This is a genomic window from uncultured Roseivirga sp., from assembly GCF_963973945.1.
Lineage (GTDB): Bacteria > Bacteroidota > Bacteroidia > Cytophagales > Cyclobacteriaceae > Roseivirga.
Map to the genome: position 1 here is coordinate 119,699 of NZ_CAXBBV010000010.1, position 17,518 is coordinate 137,216.

At 42.5% G+C, this 17,518-nt stretch carries 2 protein-coding genes; both read right to left on the reverse strand.

Annotated elements, in window-relative coordinates:
- Window positions 1–376: 376 nt before the first annotated feature.
- Entirely contained in the window at window positions 377–2,005 is a 1,629-nt protein-coding gene (locus AAC026_RS15730; RefSeq protein WP_339699970.1) for a PorP/SprF family type IX secretion system membrane protein, read from the reverse strand.
- Window positions 2,006–2,016: 11 nt separating this feature from the next.
- On the reverse strand, window positions 2,017–17,427 hold the full coding sequence (locus tag AAC026_RS15735; protein WP_339699973.1) for a BspA family leucine-rich repeat surface protein: 15,411 nt from the start codon (window positions 17,425–17,427) through the stop codon (window positions 2,017–2,019).
- Window positions 17,428–17,518: the final 91 nt, after the last annotated feature.

The window sequence follows — 17,518 nt, forward strand, 5'->3', positions numbered from 1 at the left end:
AAAACGTCATCGTCCAATAGATATATTTTTTTCTACTCAGCAGCAACAAATATAAATCTTGAAATAAATTAGGCGATTTTTTTACTCTTTTAAAAGTATAAAGCTTTCACCGAAACTGACTTGATTAAAAGGAACCCTCCTATAAGTATAAGATAGTAAAACCTTTAACCTTCTTAAATTATAAATAATGTAATATCGTTAATCTGTCCCGCCCTGAAATAGCGTTACAGTTTTACAAGGATAAGTATTAATGAGGCCGTCTGAAAAGTAATTTCAGACGGCCTCTTCATTGACTGTCATATTAATTACCTCAACCAATATAATCCGTCATCTTTGATTTCTTGCTTTTAGGAATCGAATCGCTAAAAACTATTTTCTACTTAATGATGGTCAGTTCCACTCTTCTGTTTTGAGCCCTGCCCTCCTTTGTTGTATTATCAGCTCTTGGATTATCAATCCCGAAACCTTTGGCTGTAAGTCTATTTTCTGAAACTCCCTTTTCAATGAGGTAAGCTTTTACCGCTTCAGCCCTACGTTTTGATAGCTCTAGATTAGAGGCTGCATCTCCGCTATTATCGGTATATCCGCTCATTGCTAGTTTTAGTTGTGAGTTATCTATCAGCAATTTGGCCACCTCATCCAATGATACTATTGAGCTTTCGACAAGTGTACTGCTACCGCTGGTAAAAGAGATTTCTTCGGTAGCCATCATCAGTATTTCATTGATTTTGGCTTCGGCTTTTTGGCGAGCGGCTTCTTTGGCTAGCCTCTCTAATTCTTGCAACCTCAAACGTTCCATTTCAGCGGCTTCCCTTTGCTTTTCTAGGCGCTCCGCTTCTGCTTGCTCAGCTTGTAACTTGGCTAACCTTTCGCTTTCTAGCTTGGCTAATTCAGCAGCCTTCACTTTGGCGAAAAGGGCTTGATATGCTGCTTCTGCATTCAAGTTCTTTTCCCTGCGATTACCTTCTTCCAAGCTTCTGAAGTAACAAAGGGCTTTCTCTTTGTCTTCCATGTTCACCAAGTCTTCATCAAAAATCCCTTGGTCAACAATGTAGTTTACTACTTTCTCTCCTGTCAAAGCACAGTCTTCTACTACTTTTGTATCCAACTTAAGGTGAAGCCCAAACTCATTAAAGCCATCGGCTAAGAATGGCGCATTCTTTTGCCCAAAATCATAATTATAGGTAAATAGTATTTTGGAAAATATCTGAACACCAAGGCCAGCGCTTACTCCAAAATTGTCGCGATAACCTAAGGTTGCCCTAAACTTATCTTTAAAATTCAGTTCGCCCATTACATCTAGTTCTGCTCCTATTGTCTTTCTCATTCTAACGCCTCCATAAGGGGTGAAATTCAGGTCTGGATTGATGGAAAAGTTATAGCGCACTCCACCTATAAAGTCGGGAAGATTGTCATCATTAATGCGCGTATAGGCGTCATCGGAAAGACTCTCGTTTATTACTGTGGGCAATGCCACATCTGCTCCAAAGTTGCCTTTACGATAACTGGCTGAGAAGTCAAAACTGAGTGCTGTACCACTTTGCCCTAGAAGGTCTGCTAGCACATTGTCTACTGGGTTTTCTGGATTCACTCTGTCTTCATTCAAACTGAAAAATGAAAGACTCATTTGGCTACCTACTGAAAAGCCATCTTTTCCTTCTCCAAAAAGTTTATAACCTATTCCTCCTGATACTTTTACCTGGCTTGTGAAACCAATGTCGGCCGTGGTAATATTGCTACTGAAAGCGACTCTATTTTTTACAGACGAATTGTAAGCCAAGGCAAAGTTTTTAGGAGAACCTACCAAACCCCCAAACTGGTCTCTGTAAACAAAGCTTACATAACGGTTCTCCTGAAAAACAGTGCCTGACGGATAGGCCAAACTGCCTGAATAATAGTATTGATTAAACAGTGGTACTTGCTGTGCTTTTGCGCTATTGGCTATCAAAGCCAAGGTAAACGCAAGGATGAATATGTTTCTTAAGTTTTTCATTTGCTTTTGCATGACTTTGATGTTTATCGGTTTCTAATGATGGTCAAGAAGCCTTTAATAGTTCTGGCTGGCGTGGTGGACTGAGCATCTGCGTAGATGACAATCTCATAGTAATAGGTCCCATCTGGCACCGGATTGTCCTTGAATGTTCCTGCCCAATCGTTAGAGTAGTTCACCTTACTATAGATGAGTTTTCCTCCCTGTGCAAAGATTTTCACTTGGTTGAACGGGTTGTCCAGCAAGTCTTCAATTACCCAGGTTTCATTGACTCCATCACCGTTTGGCGAGAACACGTTTTTCACATCGGCACCTGGTTGGTTCTGAGTGTATTCCCTCACCGGTTCGGCCACCACATCTTCAATAGTTATGCTGAAGGTTTGCTCGAAAGTAAGCCCTCCTGCATCAGCTACCTGCACGCGAATGCTTCGGGTTGCTCCATCTTCAAAATCGATGGCTCCAGCACTGCTTAATGTGTTTCCGCTGATGGCGAATTGCGCATTGTCCGTGTCGCCATCACCGGCCACTAGGCTATAGATGAAGGCGTCTCCATTGTCTGGGTCGAGCGACATGAACTGTCCTACTTCCTGAGCATCATCGGCTTCTTCAATGGTGGCATTCGTAAGGCTCAGCGTAAATGGTGTTTCGTTTACATTGGTTACCGTAATTTCAAAGGCCTTGGCAAAGGTTCCACCTTCTCCATCGTTGGTTTCAATACGAACCGAATAGCTGGTTTTATCCTCAAAGTTGAACGAAGTGTTGTTCGCCTTTAAGGTTGACCCATCCACCGTGAAGCTTGCATTGTCGGTATCTCCTGCCCCACTTACTAATGCATAAGTGTGGGTGTTACCAGCATCAGCATCGGTTGTAGCCAGTGTTCCAATAGCTGCATCCAACGCATTGTTTTCGGCTATCGAAGTAGCACTTATAGCGATGTCGGTTGGAGCGTTGTTGAAGTCATCGTTAACGATGGTTACCGTGGCTCCATCCGTGATATCAACCCCCAAGGCAGTGCTTAGCTTGCTCATTGAAACGATCAGTGTTTCATTGGCCTCAATAACCAGATCGTTGGTTGGAGTTACGGTAAAGGTTTGTGTTTCTCCGGCTGTTCCGGCAAAGGTCAGCGTTTTACCCGCAACGGCTGTGTAGTCGCTATCGGCTAGTGTTGCTGTTCCATCAGCAGTATTCACTTCTACCGTAAATCCTCCCTGAACCGCATTGTCCAGAGTGGCTGTGATTGTAATCGCTCCGCCTCCTTCATTTCCGCTGGCATCTGCAAGGGTTACAGCCGCGGCATCGTCATTCTTGATTGTCAATACAGCCTGATCTGTGATTACTACATTGGCTGTGGTTCCGACCAGGTTGCTCAAGGAAACGATAAAGGTCTCATCGGCTTCGAGTTTACTATCTACACCTGGAGCAATATCCAGCTTTTGAACTTCACCATCAGTTCCATTAAAGGTTAATGTAGTTCCACTTACAGCAGTGTAGTCTCCATCAGCCACCGTAGCCGTGCCATCGGCAGTCGATAAATCAACCGTAAATCCGCCTTCAATAGTCCCTTCAAGTGTAGCGGTAACTAAGAAAGACTCTCCGTCTTCAAACTGGCTCACATCTACAATGGTTACCTGTGCATCGTTGTTCACAATGGTATAAGTGTACACCGTATTGGTACCCAAGCTAGCACCAGAGGCGTTGGATAGGGTAATCACTACCGTCTCATTTTCCTCAATCATGGCATCGTCAACAATTGTCAGGCCTATCGTTTTGCTTAGCTCTCCTGTTGCAAAGCTGAGCGTACCATTAGCAAGCGTGTAATCAACACCTCCACCTGTGGCAGTTCCGGTTACTGTATAGTCAACAGTTGCCGCAGAAAGACCGGCCTGATCCAAGTTCACCACAATGCTACTGCTGGTCACTGATTCTGCATTACTCTGGGCCGTTGTGTTGAATGAGACTACTGGCACATCATCGTTTAGGATGGTTATTGTGGCCTCATCGGTAAGCGTCACCGTATTATTGGCGCCTGTTACCAGGTTGTCCATGCTTACTGTCAGGGTCTCATTGACTTCTACATCGGTATCAGCAGTTGGAGTGATCGTAAAAGTTTGCGTCTCTCCAACTGTTCCTGCAAAGGTGATGGTCTGAGAAGTCACTGCTGTGTAGTCTGTTCCCGCTTCAGCAGTTCCATCAGTCGTGCTTACATCTACTGTGAAGCCGCCTACTACAAATGTGTCAGAAGTTAAGGTTACCGTGATGGCACCATCATCTTCATTGGCCGATACATCGGCAATGGTTACCGTAGCTGAACATCCTTGGGTATCATTCTCGATAGTCCAGTTTAAATTATCAATCAATGATTGTCGGGCGGCTGTGCCTGCGCAGTATTGTAAGCCTTCGACATCAAATTGAACATCGGTTATTAGTTCTTGCTCAGAGAGCGAAATCAAGAATGCGTCATAGTTTTCAACTGAGAGCCCTGAGTTCTTGAGCATGGAACCAAAACTGGTCACACTGGTCAACTGCCAGCTACTGATATCCTGATCGAAGCTGGTCGCGTTTTCGAACATATAAGCGACATCGGTTGCCTTGCTCATGTTCCAATTGCTGAGGTCTTGATTGAAATTAGGTGAGTCTTCGAACATTCTGCCGAAGTCCTTAGCATTACTCACATTCCATCCACTGATATCTTGATTGAAAGGTGTTTCATTCATGAACTCGTCAAAGTCTTCCACATTGCTTACATCCCAATTGGAAATATTTCCATTGAAAGATTCTGCCTCCTCAAAGGTGCTAGCCATGTTGGTGATGTTAGAGACATCCCAGTCGTTCAGGTCTTGGTTGAATACCAGAGCTCCCCAGAACATCTGCTCTAAACTCTCGAGGTTAGGGAAGCGCCAGTCGTTAATAGGCTGATTAAATACCTCAGCATCCCTAAACATTCTTCTTACTCGTGTGGCACTAGCCAGGTTCCAATTACCAATAGGCTGATTGAAAGATTCTGATTCTTGGAACATTTCTTCAAAATCCTGTCCGCTGGACACATCCCAGCCTGTTATATCACCATTGAAGAGGGCCGTCTGCTTGAACATTTCGTCAAACTTCTCCACTTTACTCACGTCCCATGAATTCAAATCTTGATTAAAGGCATCTGCATTTCTGAACATGATTTCCATAGTAGTAACATTGCTAACATCCCAGGCATCCAATGGCTGATTAAATGCTTTTGTACCTGAGAACATAGCCGCCATATCTACTACATTCGAAACATCCCATGAAGAAATATCCTGATTAAATAGGTCTGCTTCGGAGAACATACCAGTCATATCAGTTACACTGCTTACATCCCAAGAAGAAATGTCACCATTAAAGGCATCCGCATTGTTAAACACGGATTCCATATTGGTTACGTTGGTTACATCCCAGTTTGATAGGTCACCATTGAAGTCCGTAGCCTGAATGAACATGCTCCTCATGGTAGTGACGTTCCCCACATTCCAAGTGCTGATGTCACCATTAAATGGTGTGCCACCAAATGCGCCACTCATATCTATGACATTGCTTACATTCCAGGTACTGACATCACCGTTAAAGTCAGAGCCATTGAATATATCAGACATGTTCGTAACCATTGAAACATCCCAAGCCGTTAGGTCTGGTGAGCCTATTTTGGCAGAGGCAAACATACTAGCCATAGAAGGTCCTTGCGTTAAATCTGGCACATCCGTTGCGTTGATTGTCAAATCCCTATTTTGAAAGGCATTTTCAAGACTCTCCCATTCTTGGCTACCCCACTGTTCAATGGACTTTATGTTGAAGTATTTCAATTGAAGCCCCGGGTAGTTTCCTGTTACTTTAACAGTAAATGGCCCCGCAGAAGTATAAGTATGCTTAGCTGCTTCCATCAGGTTCGTATCTATGTTTCCGTCTCCCCAGTCTACGGTATAATCATACGTTAGCCCTTCAATTATACCTAGCACCTCAATCTCTCTACCTATTGAATATTGTGCATCAACGGTAATTACGAATGGTTTTTGCTCTACAGTCAGTTGGCCATTAACTAAGTTGAGGTTATAGTTAGCTGCGGCACCACCGGAAAGGGTGATATCATACGTTCCAACTGGACTCGACTCGGTTGCCGTGGTGGCTATGGTCGGTTCTGTGATATCTGCCTTGGTATCTCCGTTCGCAAAGCCTGAATAGCTAATGGTAAGCTCAGGGTTGGCCTCTCCCAAGTATTTGGTTTGATCGTCTGCCGTGGCAGTCAAATCGGCCTTTTCAATGGTCAGGTCAGCACTCTCAAAACTTATGTCGTAGTTGGGGTTGAACAGACTACTCTGCAAGGCATAGCTACCTACATCTTCGCCTGCACCCCTGGTAATTGCACCGCTCAGTTCATCACCAGTATTCAATGAACCACTGGTAATTGAATAAGCAAAATCAGGGTCATTATCGCCATAGGTCTTGGTTGCTGCCTGGGCTGTTATGGTCAGGCTTCTTTGTGAAATAGTGAATAGTCCCGGAACAGTCGTTATTTCATAGTTGGCGGCATCGGCACCATCTGTCAAGTTGATGGCATAGGTACCCGGTGCTTCACCAGCATCTCTGCTTACGGTCGCCACTTCATCGTCTCCTACTATGGAACCGCTGATTACGGTAAATTCTAAGGTCGGATCGGTATCGTCAACTAACTTTTCGGCATCGGTTGCTTTCAATGCTATGGCCTTTTTAGCCACTGTTATGGTGCCTTGTACCTGACGAGCTGTATACTCGGCATCTTCGGCAAGGCTTACATTAACGGTAATCTCACCCGCATTGCCCAAAGTCACAGTAGAACCATTGATAGCCGCTCCAGTTTGGTCATTATCGAGGGTGTAGGTGATTGCACCAGAAGAGTTGGTCGTAGCCAATAAATCAAAGTCGGCATCGCCATAGGTTTTGGAAATGGCACTAAGTGAAAGGCTCGGTGTTTTCTTAATCACCGGACCGAAAGCAGCACTTTCTGCTAAAGTCCCATTCACTTTACCATCGTTTGGAGTTACTTCAAAACTGATGAATTTACCAGCATCTGCCGCCACCAATGTATAAGTTGTAGATGTAGTTCCGTTGATCTCTGTTTTACCAGTTCCCACATTATCATCAGATCTATACCATTTGAAGCTCGAGTTATCGGCATCTGATTCAGCATCTATAAAGTTGTAGCTAGCCGTCAGTTGGTCATCGATTGTAGTAGTTCCCGTAATTTCCAGACCATTAACAATTGGTGCCGTGTTGCTTGCCACAACGGTTAAGGTAAACTCCTGATAGGCCTTATCATCGAACTGATCTACCAGCTCAAGTATAATTTTATGATCTCCTACATCTGCCGAAGAAGGATTGCCAGAAATAACCATTCCGTTTACTGTAAGCCAAATAGGCCCAACTTCTTTGGATAGTATTGGTACATCATTGTTCAGGTCTTCATAGGTGATGCTGTAAGTATACGTCTCGTTGTCCTTCACACTGGTGACGGCATCGGAGGTAAAGGCAGGAGCAATATTGGTGAATCCATCGTTAATTACTATTGGGCCAAAGAATGCTCCTTGTTTTGCAGTTCCGGTCAATACACCATCGTTTGGAGTCACTTCAAAGCTTACATATTTTCCGTTATCATCGTTGACCACCGTATAGGTTTGAGATGAAGCCCCAGAGATGGCAGCTCTATTCGTTCCGTTGGCGTCATCGGCACGGTACCATTGGAAGGCTGTACCCGATTCAGGATCGTCATTTGCGTCTGAATACGTGTACGAACCTTCCAGTACCCCGTCAACAACCAAAGATTTCTTGATACTCACCCCTTGCGCTACAGGAGCTACATTGGCTTCTTTTACTGTGAAGTTCCAGACGGTTTGGCTGGTGAGTCCTGCCGAATTGTTGCCATCGGCATCTACAAAAGCAGCAGCATCGAAGGTAATCGTGTAGAATTGTCCTTCAATTAAATCCGTGCTTGGGTCGATGGAAACATTGGTGCCTGAAACGGTTACTTCTGCTGAAGTCACATCGATTACCGTGGCACTTCCTGTAACTGGGGTCAAGGTAATATTGCCCGTTCCTTTGGTAACTGATTCGCTTAAAACAAAACTGAGGTTTGCGTCTTTGGCCACATCAACCGTCCCATCGGCAGGCACCGTGCTTTCTATGGTTGGTATAACAGCAGCCACTACTGGCCCTGCATAAGTGGCAAAAGCCTGTGATCCTTCATCTGATCCATCGTTTGGAATCACTCTAAAGGTGATGAACTTACCTACTTCAGAAGAAGTCAAAGTAAAGTTGCTCGATGTTGCTCCGGAAATGGCCGCTCTGTTAGCACCTGAAGCATCATCTGCCACATACCACTGAAGTGTTGAACCAGATTCTGCATCGGTATCTACATCTGAATAGTCGTAGTTCCCGGTCAGTTGCTGATTGGCTTCCAAGGAGCCAGTGAAGGCAACATTTGAAGCTGCAGGAGCAGTGTTTGGCTGGCTTTCAGTAGTGAAGCGAATCAGAGCTGAATTAGTAATCGCTTCAGTCTTCACTCCGTTATTACTGATAAAAGCTTCATCTTCTGCTAACACGTAATAGGTAGTGCTGTACGCTAAATCATTGGTTGGATTGATAGTGACTTTAACCCCACTATAGCTCAATGTGTTGGAAGCAAAAGTCTCTACCACATTGTTATCAGCATCATATAGCACCACATTATTTACAGCATCAGGGTTGGCCTGAACGTTTTCGCTATAGTTCAATGCTATGTTTGCCGAAACTGGAACATCAGTAGCATTAGGGCCAGGGTTGATGCTAAACAAGGTTGGAGTAGTTGGCTCTTCAAGTGTAGTGAACCTCCATGTGGTTGGATCGGAAATTCCTACATGATAAAGCCCTTCTTCATAAGATATAATGAAACCGTCATTTACCAATACATAATACTCTGTGCCTGGTTCCAATTCATCATCATCGAACTCAAACTTGATGAAATTGTCTTCATCTCCATAGTCTAGGTCTCTATCATTCTCACCATCATATTCTATGGTCTTCACCAGCTCGTCATTGGCAGCCTTGTATATTCTAAACGACCCCAATGGATCTCTTTCCAAGCCAACACTCACACTTGTATAAATCACCAATTCATCTTCGGAATCGGCCTCATAAGTGGTACTTCCTGTCGCTGGGAAGAAGTTTGTAATAATGTTTTCGTTGAAACGCTCTGCTTTGAATGCGAAGCTGGTTTTATCATTGATTTCCTCAATCTCCTTACTTCCATCAAGACTTGTAATTAATCCAGCAGGATACTGAATGTAATAAGCCGTACCAACTTCCCATCCATTGGTAAGAGGCACTTGCACACGCTTAGGTGTTCCACCATTTGAAAATGTGAATTCAGAGACATCAATGGTCTCAAACACACTATTATCGTCTGCTCGGTAAATGGTTATGGCACCACTACCGGCTGCAGTTGTTTCTCCAAAAGTTAGATTTACATAAGGAAAATCTAATAATGCATCTCTTGTGGCACCAGGGAAAGTTGAAGTTACTTCCAGTGGTTCAGCGTCTAATGCTTTGGTAGTAAAATTCCATGCAGTTTTGTCCGAAATACCAGAGAACTCTTCGTCTGTGGCAACTGATTTATACATACCTGCATCCATCAAAATATAATAAGATGTTCCAGGTTCAAGCGTATAGTTATAAAAACCAAAGCCTGCCGTGGTATTTCCAATAGGTGGGCCAGCTAACGTGGATATAAGCGTTTGACTCGCCACAAGCTGGTCGTCTGCCGCGGTGTATAGTCTATACTCTGCAGATGTATTGCCGTATTTCGCACCTTCACTAAATGTGATCCAAAATTTGTTGAAGTTAGGAATAGTGGTGTTTAAATCTTCCGCACTTAAGTCAACCGCATCATCTGTTGGCGAAAGCGAGGCAATTGCCAGTTGAGCACCAGATGCTGCAGTTGTAAAACTCCAGGTGGTTTTGTCTGTAATTCCAGCAAAGGCCACCCCTTCCAAACTTTCAATAACCCCTTCGGCTATTTCAACATAATACTCCGTGTTGTTCTCCAACGCTTCCAAATCTAGCTGGAAGCTAATAATATTGTCATCAAAGCTTACATCAGATGTAACACCGATTAAATCTGCCAATTGGTCATTATCCACCCTCTTAATTAAAATAGAACCAGAGCCCTCTTGTACAGGAATATTGAATTCTGCGCTCAAAGCCGGGCTAATGGATACATCCGTTGCATCATCTGTTGGGGTAACAGACACAAGCGTTGGTGCAACTAAAACATCGCTAAAGCTAGAATAACCATAGGTTCCCAAATATTCCATTATGGCAAAATAGTGACCACTCTCTTCTATGTCGGATAGACTCAAGTTGGCAGTAGTCGAACCCTCAATAATATCTGCAAACTTCACCTTCACTAAGCTTCTGGAGCTATTATCTACGAGGTATAAATAGTTTTTATAGGCAGATTTTCCTTCATTAACCACGGCCTTTGTGCCAAAGGTGCTTTCCAGACTTAATTTATTTACGAATTCGGTCTTGGTTGTCAGGTCTTCTCTAATCAGTCCAAAATTTGATTGGTTATATGGAAACATTAATTGGTCTCCTACCAACAATGGTTCATAGACTGTTTTAGTTGAAGAAATAATCTTTGTTCTGGCCAACAGATTGGTAGGATCGGGTACATGATAGGCCACTCTTGGTGCCAAGGTGACATAAAGCTCATTGCCAATAAAATCAGCAGATTGAAACTTGGTTGAGTTCCTTGTGAAATCCTGACCACTATTCAATGAGTAAATGGCCGAAGCGTTAACTACAAAAACCTGCTCTTCATTTTGGCTAACTGCTACTGAAGTGAAACTAGAAAAACTTTGACCATCTGCAACATCGGTCAGGTCTATAAATTCAAAGGTCCCTCCAAAATCTACCGATTTAAATAAGCCAAAAGCATTGGGATTTATATAATCGCTTGGCATTCTTACAAACGTGTAGAATGTGCCGGAATCAGTGATAACAAAGTCGCTAGGTCTAAACTGATTAATTTCTGGGTATTGTTTTTCCTTGAAGGTTTTCCCTCCGTCCGTTGATATGTATAGATAGTTGACTCCAGAATTGGAGGCATCCGTACGATAAACAATCACTAGCTTACCTTTGACCTTTACTGCATTGAGGTAAGACCTTCCACCATAATCTATAGTTGTTGATTCAATACTCTCGCTTTCAAGATCGTAGATGAAGAGCCTGTTTTGATTTTCTGTGGTACCGTCTAAGTAATAGAATTTACCATCTTCAAAATCATTACCCTGAATACTTGCACCATTGAGGTTTACTTGCTCAACATTCAAGGTTTCATCTTCACTCTTCATTTGATACCATTGCAGAGTACCCTGAACGCCAGTGCTCAGTTCCAAGCCAGCATCATCTCCCAAACTGATCACCTGATCTTCAGCAGCGGCAGTAAAAAAATCAATTTTAGTAGTAAAGCTATAAGTGTCTTTAGTGTCAACCGCAAGGTTGGCAACCTCACTACCATCCAAAACCACTCCTTCATCTATTTTGAGATAATACTTTGTAGACAAGCTTAAACTCGCAGTTGGTAACACCACAGTATTACCATTGATTATCGAAGCATCATTTACATTTATATCCAATACTTCTTCATCCGTAACATAATTTAAAACAGAAATGCTGCCGGCCCCCAAAGTAACTGCGCGATTAAAGCTTAGGGTAATGTTTACATCCTTTTCTAGGTCGGAAGAGCCTTTAACGGGGGTGACGCGGGTAATAATCGGGACATCTACAATGGAAAGTGTCACCAAATCAGAAGTTTCCTCACACTCGGCTTTGGTTACAGACACAAAGTATTCCGTCTGGTCAAAATCTTCGGTAAGATTGCTAATTGTGAGTTCATGGGTGTTTGAACCAATTATATAGTTGTCAGCTGCCGAGTCTGTTCCATCGGAAAGACCTGACTCTAAAACATAAATAAATCCATTTGAGCCGTCAAATGCACTGAAGTAGAGATTGCCTTCAAACTCATCTACACCATATACCGCATTGCTCGCAAGCTCGGTAGGTGACTTACTGTTTGAAAATGAATTTCCACCATCTGTTGAAATAGAGAGGCCTCCAGCTGTGCCTACATATAACATTCCACTGGAACCATAAACAGTCAATACCCGATCATTTTCTAAACCATCAGTTGTTGACTTATTGACAAAGGAATCTCCATTATCTGATGAAATGGATAGCCCGTTTTCTGTGGCCACATACAGTTTGCCACTGAGTGCGAACACATCATTAATGGCATTGCTCCCTAATCCATCAGCAACCGTTTTTCTTTCAAATGTGGCGCCATTATCGGTAGAAATAGCCAAACCATCAGACTGAGTACCTAAATAGATACTACCATTATAGAATTCTAAAGAAGTTATTTTTTGCGCATTGAATGAAGCGTCTTGAGATGTTTTACTAAAGTTGTCCCCTTGATCTGTAGAGACATATAGCCCGTAATTGGTACCGAAGTAGATGTTTCCGTTGTGTTCTCGAACAGACGAAACCACAACCCCATTGTGTTCACTTTGAAAGGTTTTAGTCGACAACACCTGACTTTGGGTTTCTAATTTAACCGCGCTATTAAAAGCAGTAGCAGAGCTTGTGGCTATATAAATGGTGCTATTTGATTCAGCAACGCCTGTAAAACTGGATATAGGAAAGCCATTGACTACATTCTTAATTGAGAAAGTTTCTCCTCCATCAGACGATACTCCTAAACCATTTTCTGATGCCACATACAACAAGTCACCACTCTTAAATACCTGATAAGGTATATTTATAGATAATCCATTGTCTGAATTGATTGTCCTAGCTTCTGCCCCATTTTTTCTCCATTGGTAAGTAGCCCCCTCCACTTCTGGCACCGAGAAAGTAGCACTTTGTCCGATAAAACCTGTTTGATCTTCTGGCTGAGTAAGCACCAAAGGTTCGCAGACAGTTTTGAATGTCCAGAAATCTTTGTCGGTAATGGCCAAGCTTGGGTTATCGTCATCATCTAACACTACTCCTTCGTCCACCAAAACATAGTATTGAGTGTTATATTCTAGATTCATTGCTATAGAACGTATCTCCCCCCTACTATTCAAACCCAGTTCATGATCGCCAGCCCCAACACTTACCTCCGTACTAAAAGTTCTTATCAATTCATCTGTCGCATAGTCATACACCCTCATGGTTCCGGTTCCCAATTCTATACGATCGTTGTATTCTATTTCTAAATTTTCATCTATTTCAACATCTGTTGATCCACTTGCCGGTGACAATTCTTCGATTATTGGTGCTTCTACTACGGTTAGCGTAGCATCATCAGAGGTTTGGGTACAACCGTCCTTGCTTACTTCTACAAAATATTCTAAACCGCTTTGATCTAGACTTAGGTTGTTAATGGTAAGACGATGTGTGCTCGCCCCTTGGATTTGATTGGCAGCCGTATTGTCCGGTTCATCAGTTAATTCACTGGCTACATCTAATTTGAAAAGCTTACCTTGGCTATTCCCTGTGTAGATTACTTCATCTGTTGCATACAAGGCATAAATGGGATCTGACCCTAAAAGTACTGTCCAGGTATTTCCAAAATCTGTTGATTGAAATAAACCATCACCTGTACCTGCATAGATATTATTATCTTCAATGAATAAAACATTTACACGATTCGTATTTGGATATCCCTCCTTCAATATCGTCTTGATAGCCCAAGTTTGTCCTCCATCACTTGATATTGCCAAACCTGAAGTCTTGGTGCCAACAAAAATATTGTCTCCCAATGCCGCTACCGCCAGTTGATCGTCAGAAGTAGGGAAACCATTTTCTCCTGGTGCTGTCGTAGTCCAAGTGGAGCCTCCGTCTTCTGAAATCGAAATACCTCCGGGCCCAACTCCACTTCTCCATTCAGAAGTAAGATAAATGCTGTTTCCAGCAATAAAAACATCTGTAAGACTTCCAGAAACAGAAAATCCGGTTTTCTCTCGATCCACAACAGACCAAGTCTGACCATCATCAGAGGAGATTGCCAATCCGCTTTCGGTGGCGACATAGAGAGTTTCACCTACCTTTTTTACTTCTTTGGGGTTAAGTGAAGCGGGGAAACCATTTTCACGAGGCACGGTTGTTGTCCATGTTTGCCCAGCATCTATTGAGATGGAGAGTCCTCCATTCTGTGTTACCAAATAATATTTATCCCCATCAACTTCAATTTCACCAATATTACTGTTAGGAATTCCAGATGATTCCGTAATGATTGACCATGAGAATCCATCGTCATCAGAAATGGCTAACCCTTTTCTAGTAGCTACATATAAATTTGCACCATCAACTTTTATATCCTCTAATAAGCCTGGATTTTCGGGGAATCCAGTTTCTTCAGTCACCAACTCTTCAACGGGTTCTTTTTTAAACCATCTGTAGGTTGCCCCTGCAATCTCATCCACCTCAAAAATCACACTACCTAAGGCCCCAGCCGTCTTATCAGTAGGTTCAGTAGGTATAAGGTTGGTATAACTTAAGTTAAATTCATCGGTCTTTTGGAAAAGCGGTGTTCCGTAGGTTACACTATAATTTGTGGTTCCTTCATCAATGGTAATGTTTCCAACAGCATCGGTATCAAACTCTGTTCCTTCCTTTTTCCATGAGAAAATATAGTTGGCAGTAGCATTGTAATCTGTTAGTTCCGCTTCTTCTGTGGTAACAATAATCGAATTATGAGAAACTAAACCATCATTCCCGTTGGCAGTTAGGTCTAGTAAGCGGTTGTCAGCAATAGTCTTGAATGTACCGTAATAACTCACAAGGTTAGCAGCATTGTGAGCTGGGGCCGTAGCCATCAAAGCAGCAACCTGTTCTTCAGTGAGCGACTCATTCCATATGGTGATTTCGGTCATTTTTCCATCGAAATAATCTGAAGGCCCATTATCATCAAGCTCCATTCCCAGATACGCAGTGTTTCCGGAGGCAACTGGCATTTCTTCCGTAAAAGTCTCAATCACTGCACCATTGAGATACACCTTTGTTTCGAACGAAGCCGCATCATAAGTATATCCAACAAAATACCAAGTGTCATTGGCCAAGGCGCTACCGCCATCGACAGCATCGGCACCATCATAAATGGCCAGTTTCTCATTGTCTCTTATGTAAAAGTTAGTAACAGACTCAGTCCCATTGTCTGCATGAATGGAGAACAGAATATCATTATCTCCGCTGGCTACATTCGATTCTTTGTTAACCCACATGAAGATGGATCTGCTAGTTCCTACCAAGTCATTGACCACTCCTGATACATCGATATAGTTATTATCGGATTCTTCAAAATCCAGGTAATTAACAGCACTGGCACTCACCGTTCTGGTAATAGGATCATCTGAACAGAGTGTCTCGTCAGCAATTTGGTCTACTGTTGTCGCATTGGTGCTAGTAGTCAGCGTCCATGAATCTGAGCTTTGAATAAAGTTTCTGGTTGCAATGAATTCATAACTTCCTGTGGCTACATCAAATGTATAAGCTGGTGCGGTTGAAACTTCGGAACCGTCTTTTTTCCATGAGATATTTTCGTACCAGTCGATAGCGTTGAAGCCAGGAATGGACTGAACATTTTTAAAGTCAACGGTGAAGTTATTCACCATTACTCCATCATTACCTTTACCCGAATGGTCTTTCAATACATCAGTTGCATCATTGCAATCTCCAAATACCGAGTAATAACCTACCAGATTGGCATATTTAGGGTGGCCATCGTTAATTTTAGACCGCATGGCTTCTCTGATTTCGGCACCGGTTAACACCTCAGCCCAAACGGAAATCTCCGCCATATCTCCGTTCATGTGGTCAGAATCATTGGCATTGTCAAACTCTTGACCGAGTGAGTACTGACTGTCATTGGCTGTAGATTGATTGTCGTTGAATCTGTCGTTTTCAATTCCATCGACATAAATCACTGTCTCAGTAGTGGCTGCATCATAAGTATAACCTACATAATGCCATTGCTCATCACCCATATCAAAGGAGGCCGACTGGTTATCGCTACCATCGAATAATTCGAGATTTTCACCATCATTGTCTATTTTTAATAGGGCTACATTACCTCCTGAACCTGTATTAATGGCAAATAAGATTTGATCATCAGAAACCACATCGGCTTCAGACTTTACCCACATAAATACTGAGCGGTTAGTGCCATTCAAATCATCTTGCAAAGCATTGAGGTTTACCCAGAAGTCTTGTGCTTTATTGAAAGAAAGTACTCCTGTGGCATTGGTATTGGCCTGGTAGGTTACTAAGCCAGTTTCTGCAATAAGGCCATCCTGATAAATATCGGAGTTAACCTCAGTACGGTCGAAAGTGACATTATAAACTGTTCTAGTTTGGGCATTCACATCTTCATCTAAGATTGAGCCTGTTTCAGAAATAGTATTTCCGAAAGGTGTGGTGTACGTAGGACTTGAGCACTCTATAACATCTACGACATTACAGGTATAACCATCAGGGCAACAGTTAATAGATCCATCTACAGTGATATTATAAGTAGTGATGATCGTACCAATGGTCTCTTGAACAGAAGATGTTTCTGTAATCACCTGTCCATTTTGCGTGGTGAAGCTCTCTGAGCTACATATGGTTTCGGTTACCTGATTACAAGTGAAACCATCTGGGCAGGGATCGTACTCCACAAAATCTATCACTAATGTAAACCCTCCTAACCGGTCTGGCCCATTGATAGTCGTTTGCTGATTTGTATTGAATGCATAAATCCAATAAGTAGCTGGCTCTAAATAATGGGTGCCTGATTCAAGTTCCACATCTGCTCTAAAACCCTCATCAGGGTAACTATTAATATCAGTGGGTATGTGAAAAGGTGCTGAACCAGGATAATAAGTACTATTCCAGTCTAGACTATAATCATTACCTAATGCTTCCTTATGAGCGTCAGTAAAATACTTTTCACCCCAATTGTAACCCATATCTCCAGCAACAGCGGATTTATATCCACAAAAATTCATTGGAGAACTTACATAGGTTAATTCTGAAGTTTCGGTGATATTTTGGCTCTCTGCTTTATATAAAATCAAACTCGTAGCTAAAGGTTGATAATTGTCAAACGTAGCAAACAAAGACCCCTGTTTATCTATAGTTATCTTATACCATACCCCAGCACAACAGGAAATTTCAGAGCATGAACCTTGCATACCTGTGGGTGTACCACTGGCAATGGCATCAGAGTCAAAGCCCTCTTCAATATAAGGGAAGGAATTAACTTCAATTGGCTGAGGCAATATTGTATATGGAGTGCGACTTGCTTGACCCCAAGAGGTATTGGACATAGCCAACATGGTTACAAACAATAATACTTTCAGTAGTTGAAAAGACTTCATATTTCTGGTGTTAGGGTATAGCATATTTCAGACGAATAAAGTCATCGTTTTTTGCGCCTGAAAAATTATGTTCTGAACTAGGGCTGTCTTG